2 protein-coding genes are annotated in these 4,372 nt (G+C 53.5%); both read left to right on the top strand.

What is annotated here, in order from left to right; genetic code table 11:
- Positions 1-2 precede the first annotated feature (2 nt).
- Complete coding sequence (locus tag VB081_RS00550) at positions 3-1,328, top strand: replication-associated recombination protein A (RefSeq protein ID WP_323398920.1); 1,326 nt, start codon at positions 3-5, stop codon at positions 1,326-1,328.
- A gap of 313 nt (positions 1,329-1,641) precedes the next feature.
- The coding region (ileS, locus tag VB081_RS00555; RefSeq protein WP_323398921.1) for an isoleucine--tRNA ligase at positions 1,642-4,372 on the top strand (2,731 nt) is incomplete at its 3' end.

Here is a 4,372-nt window from a genome sequence, read left to right on the forward strand (position 1 = left end):
ATATGCAGGACTTATTTTCCGGCAATTTAGAAAAAAGCGCGCCCCTCGCCGACCGTATGCGTCCCCGTACGCTGGACGAATTTTTGGGGCAGGAACACGTCGTCGGCAAAAATACGCTGCTGCGCCGCGCGATCGAGGCAGATAAGCTTGGATCGTGTATTTTTTGGGGCCCGCCCGGCTGCGGAAAAAGCACGCTCGCGGCAATCATCGCCGGGGCGACAGGCAGCGATTTTTATAAATTGAACGCGGTAACAAGCGGCGTCAAAGACGTACGCGAAATCATAGACCAGGCGGAATCGAATCTAAAAATGTACGGACGTGAAAGCTTTTTGCTTTTAGACGAGTGTCACCGCTGGTCAAAGTCCCAGTCAGACAGCGTGCTGCCCGCGATGGAGAGCGGTGTTATCAAGCTGATCGGCTCCACCACCGAAAACCCCATGGCCGCCATGACGAGCGCTATCGTCTCGCGTTGCCGTTTGTTCGAATTTTACGCGCTTACGGTAAAAGACGTAGAAAAAGCGATCCACCGTGCGGCAGGCGATGAAGAACGCGGCTTCGGCCATATGGATCTTGCGCTTGACGACGATGCCGTTACGCACTGGGCGTCCGTCTCAAACGGCGACATCCGCAGCGCTCTAAACGCGCTCGAGCTCGCCGTGCTCACGACCAAGCCGGATAAAAAAGGAAAAATACATATTACGCTCGCGATCGCCGAACAATCGATCCAGCAGCGTGCCGTCCGCATGGACGATAACGAATATTACGATATGCTGTCTGCCTTCTGCAAATCCCTGCGCGGCAGCGACAGTGACGCGGCACTTTTCTGGTTTGCGCGCATGATATACGCGGGCGTAGACCCGCGCGTTCCTGTACGCCGCATGATTGCGCATGCCTCAGAGGATGTCGGCCTTGCGAACCCGAGCGTATTAAACCAATGTGTCGCCGCCATGCAGGCGCTCGATTTCAACGGTATGCCTGAGGCGCGCCTCAACATCGCGCAGGCCATCATTTATCTGTGCGAATCTCCCAAAAGCAACAGCGTGCTTCTCGCGGTAGACGCGGCGGCACGGGCAGCGCGCGAAGTAAAGCGGCAAGATGTTCCCGCCTATTTGCAGGATACGAATTTCGAAAAGGCAAAGCACGAAAAAAAAGGCAAAGACTACAAATATGTACACGACTATCCGCGGCATTATGTAGAGCAGCAATATTTGCCGGACGAATTAAAGGGCGCTGTGTTTTACCGTCCGTCCATGCAGGGGTACGAGCAAAAGGTGCATGAATACCGTAGGTTTACCGGGAAAGAAAAGAAAGAACAAAAGCCCGAGTGACTGCAGCAACATCTTCTTTACAAACCGCGGTTTTTGCCATATAATAAGGTAGAATTTAGATATCGTTTCGGCGCAGAACCGACAAACGTCTTAAAAAGTGGCCCACGAAGCGAGCGGGAGATGGTGGAAGACCCGCGGCAACGCTTTTTTTGATTATCACGCGTTCATCAAGGCCCCGCGCGTTCCGCGCGTTATAGCGGAAAAGAGTGTCCCGCAGCGCTGCGCGCAAGGGAAATTCAGGTGGTACCGCGAGCTTTCGTCCTGATGCAGGATGGAAGTTTTTTTATTGGAATATTATTTGTGAGGTTAGATTATGTATAAAAAAGTTTCAACAGATTTAAAGTTCAACGAACGGGAACTGGAAGTCCTTGATTTCTGGCACGAGAACAAAATATTTGAACAGAGCGTGGAGAGCAGCAAAGGAAACCCGGAGTTCACCTTCTACGACGGCCCCCCGACGGCAAACGGCAAGCCGCATATCGGGCACATCCTCACGCGTTGCATCAAAGACCTGATCCCGCGCTACAAAACCATGCAGGGATATAATGTCCTCAGAAAAGCGGGTTGGGATACACATGGCTTGCCGGTGGAGCTCGAGGTAGAGAAAATGCTCGGTCTCGACGGCAAAGAGCAGATCGAAGAATACGGCGTGGAACCGTTTATCGAAAAATGTAAGGAGTCCGTATGGAAATACAAGGGCGAGTGGGAAAAGATGTCCGACCGCGTGGGTTTCTGGGCAGATATGGAAGACCCATACATCACCTACGAAAACGACTATATCGAATCCGTGTGGTGGTCGCTAAAAGAGATCGCAAACAAGGATCTGCTGTATAAAGGACACAAGATCGTGCCCTATTGCCCGCGCTGCGGCACGGCGCTTTCCTCACACGAGGTGGCGCAGGGCTATAAGGACGTAAAGGAAACGTCCATCTTTGTGCGCTTCAAGGTAAAGGGCGAAGACGCTTATTTCCTCGCGTGGACGACGACCCCATGGACGCTTCCGTCAAACGTTGCGCTGTGCGTAAACCCGAATGAGGAATACGTGCTCGCGCAGGACAAAAACGGCGACCAGTATTATCTCGCGAAAGCGCTGTGCGAAAATCTTCTCGGCGAAGACGCGCATATTGTCAGCAAATTTGCGGGCAAAGAGCTTGAATATAAAGAATACGAGCCTCTTTTCGATTTTGCAGCGCCTGACAAAAAGGCATGGTACATCACGTGCGATACATTCGTCACCTTAACGGACGGCAGCGGCATCGTTCATATGGCGCCCGCCTTCGGCGAGGACGACGCAGCTGTCGGCAGGAAGTACAATCTTCCGTTCGTGCAGCTCGTAAAACCGGACGGTACATTAAGCGAAGAAACCAAATGGCCGGGCGTGTTTGTCAAAAAGGCAGACAAGCTGATCATCGAAGACTTAAAAGACCGCGGACTACTATTTGCGGAAATGCCGTACGAGCACAGCTATCCATTCTGCTGGCGCTGCGATACGCCGCTCATCTATTACGCGCGCAGCACATGGTTCATCAAAATGACCGAGCTGCGGGACAATCTTTTAAAAAATAACGCCAGCGTCAACTGGCTGCCTGAAAACATCCGCGACGGACGCATGGGCAACTTCCTCGAGAACGTGATCGACTGGGGCATCTCCCGCGAGCGCTACTGGGGCACGCCATTGCCCGTTTGGGTGTGCGACTGCGGTCAGGTACACGTCGTCGGTTCGCGGCAGGAACTGCGCGACATGGCAGAGCAGGAAGTCGATGAGGATATCGAGCTGCATAAGCCCTTCCTCGATCCGATCACATTAAAGTGCCCCACATGCGGCGGCAGCATGCACCGCGTGCCCGAAGTCATCGACTGCTGGTACGACAGCGGCTCCATGCCCTTTGCGCAGTGGCACTATCCCTTTGAAAACAAAGAGCAGTTCGAAAGCCATTTTCCGGCAAACTTTATCAGCGAAGCGGTCGACCAGACGCGCGGCTGGTTTTATACCCTGCTTGCAATCGGTACGCTGATCTTTGACAAAGCGCCGTTTGAAAACTGTATCGTGCTTGGGCACGTGCAGGATAAGGACGGCCAGAAAATGAGTAAGCACAAAGGCAATGTCGTCGATCCGTGGAGCGTCCTTGACAAGCAGGGCGCGGACGCGGTACGGTGGTATTTCTATTCGTCGAGCGCTCCGTGGCTGCCCTCGCGTTTTTACGACGACGCGGTAAGCGAGATGCAGCGTAAGTTCATGGGTACGCTGTGGAACACCTACGCGTTTTATGTGTTATACGCGGACATCGACAGCTTCGACCCGACGAAATATAAGTTAAACCCGACGAACATCATGGATAAATGGGTGTTGTCGCGCCTGCACTCCCTCGTCAAAACCGTGACGGACGATCTTGATAACTACCGCATCGTAGAGCCATCGCGAGAGCTGAATAAATTTGTAGACGAGCTTTCCAACTGGTATGTGCGCCGTTGCCGCGACCGTTTCTGGGGCAGCGGAATGCAGCAGGACAAGATAGACGCTTTCATGACGCTTTATACGGTGCTTGAGACGCTCACAAGGTTGCTTGCGCCGTTTACACCGTTCATGACGGAAAGCATCTACCAGAACCTCGTACGTACGAATGATAATAACGCGCCACTTTCCGTGCATCTCACAAGCTGGCCGAAGGCGGACGCGGCATTGATGGATGCACAGCTTGAGCGCGACATGGACGCAGTTCTCAATGTCGTCAACTTAGGACGCGCATGCCGCAACACGGCAAACATCAAAAACCGCCAGCCCGTCGGCAAAATTTATGTCAGCGGCATCGACCATCTGGATGAAACGTTCCTCGCGGTCATCCGCGGAGAGCTTAACGTAAAGGAAGTCGAACTTGGCGCGGCGGCAGCGGAGTACATCACCTACAACCTAAAGCCGCAGATGCGTACCCTGGGGCCGAAATACGGTAAGCTGCTCGGCGGCATCCGCACGCATCTCAGCGAGGCGGACGGTATGCTCGTGGTGAGTACGGTGAGAAGCGGCAAGGCCTATGAGTTCCGCGTAG

This window comes from Christensenella sp., from assembly GCF_034927525.1.
GTDB lineage: Bacteria > Bacillota > Clostridia > Christensenellales > Christensenellaceae > Christensenella.